Source organism: Streptomyces sp. NPDC006510 (genome assembly GCF_040611955.1).
Taxonomy (GTDB): domain Bacteria; phylum Actinomycetota; class Actinomycetes; order Streptomycetales; family Streptomycetaceae; genus Streptomyces.
Genome location: NZ_JBEXPH010000420.1, coordinates 1 through 2064 on the forward strand (window position 1 = coordinate 1; position 2064 = coordinate 2064).

General features: G+C 66.4%; 1 protein-coding gene. It reads right to left on the reverse strand.

What is annotated here, in order from left to right; all coding sequences use genetic code 11:
• Positions 1–124 precede the first annotated feature (124 nt).
• Entirely contained in the window at positions 125–1930 is a 1806-nt protein-coding gene (locus tag ABZY11_RS44110; RefSeq protein WP_356484564.1) for a hypothetical protein, read from the reverse strand.
• Positions 1931–2064 lie beyond the last annotated feature (134 nt).

Sequence of the window (2064 nt, forward strand, 5' to 3'; positions counted from 1 at the left end):
GACACACCGGCCCCAGTCTCGATCAGGTGATCAGTCGTCGTACTCATCAGGTGACTCCTTCGTGGAGGTCCACACCTGATTCATGACACTCCCTCGTTCGCGGTCGGCAGGATCGCAGGGCCGGTCAGGTGGCGGGGTGGATGGCGCAGCGCGCGGAGCGTTGCGGAGGGATGGGTCTGCTGGGGTCGGGGCTGAGGGGCAGTGACCAGGCTTTTCGGATGTCGGTGATGAGGGTGCGGGCGCTGTAGGGAGAGATGCCGAGTTCCTGGCGGGCTTCGGCGAGGCGTTCGGGTTCTCCGGGGAAGCCTTGGGCCTGGGCTTGCTTGAGGCGTTCGTCGAAGCCGGTGGTGCTGAAGATGTCGAGGAGGGTGAGGGAAAAGTAGGCGTAGGCGGAGGCTTCGGCAATGAGCTGGTGTGCGTCTTCGCTGAGGGGGTCGGAGGTGTCCGGGCCTGGGTGGTGACCGGTGAGGGGGTGGTAGGCGAGTTGTTCGAGTCCGTGGACGAGAGGGCGGACATTGCAGGGGCAGGGAATGCGGAGGTGGCCGCCGAGGGTACGGAAGGCGCTGAGGGTGCCTTCGGTGTCGGGGGTCCACTGGCGTTTGCTCAGGAGCGTGCGGAAGCCGGCGAGGGTTTCGGAGAGCTCTTCGAGGATGAGATGGCGGGAGATCTCGGCGAGTTCGTGGGAGCGGGATCTTTCCTGCATTTCGCGGATCTGGAGGGCGTAGCGGAGCAAGTCGCGGAGGATGCCGCCGGAGAGGGTGTGGGCGAGGAGGGTGTAGGGAGCGGTGAGGGCGGAGCGTTCGGCGAGGACGGTGCGGGATTCGGCGAGGGTGCTGGGCTGGACATGGATGATGTCGTCGAGGGAGCTGTCGGTGACGTCGCGGTGGGGGAGGCCGCGGCGGACGAAGGCGGCCCCGACGTCCTCGGCGACGGAGATCAGGTAGTGGACATGAGGGATACCGAGGATGGCTTTGATCTCGCTGAGGAAGGCGAGGGCGTTGGTGTCGGATCCGAGGCGGTCGAGTTCGTCGATGGCGATGATCACGGATTTGCCCTGTCCAGCGTATTCGTGGGCGATGAGACGCAGGAGGGCACGGAAGTCTTCGACGAGTTCGGGGAAGTTCGGGGGGGCGGTGGACAGGGAGGTGTTGTGGTTGGTGCCGAGGCTCAGGAACTGGGAGATCCCTGTGGTCAGGGTGCTGCCTGAGGACTGGATGGTCTGGAGGCGGTAGAGGTAGTCGCGGCAGCGCGAGACGAGCTCGGGTTCGCGGGGCCGGGGTTCCCAGTCGTCGACGCGCCTCAGGAGGGTGCCAGCGGTTAAGGCCGCGAGGCGGAGGGGGTTTTCCTCGTCGGCGATGAGGCGGTAGGTGTCGGGGTCCTGGGCGAGGTAGAGCAGTGTGCAGGCGCCGGCCAGGGTGGTCAGCGGGGTGAAGATCCTCCGCAGGCGGATGTGGCGACTACCGAGTGGGAACTCGATGCCGGAGTCGCGGGCCCTGGCGAAGAGGACCCACACCGTGAACACCAGGCCGGCGCGGATCAGTGCCTCCCAGGGGGGCTGCTTGTCCAGCGGCTGGGGGACCGGGTCCGTGGTCAGGTTCAGGGGCCTGAGGGAAAAGTGGACAGAGACGTCGCCGTAGTCGAAGAGGACGCTCAAGAGGGTTCCGATGATCAGGATTGATCCGAGGATCAGGCAGCCTTTTGTCGTGACGCGGCGCAGGAGGCGTGGGATCCAGGAGGTATTCCGGGCGTTCCACAGGCCGAGGGCAACGAAGACGGCGATGACGCTGGCTGCGACGGCCTGGCCATGCCAGACATCGAGGGCCAGGTCCGCGGCCCTGTGAGCCTGCCGGACGGCGAACTGGGTGAGGATTTCGGCGTAGCGGGTGTAGAGGGCGCGGACCGGGCTGGAGAACGCGAGGACCACCAGCACCGTGACGGGGAGCGCGTAGGCCCCCCAGTGGCCGAGGCGTCTAGTGCCGCATCAGGCAACGTTTGCCTTGTCGACGACGGCTTGTAGGTGCTGGTCGTCGGCATGGCGGTTTCGCCAGATGATGTAGCGGCGGA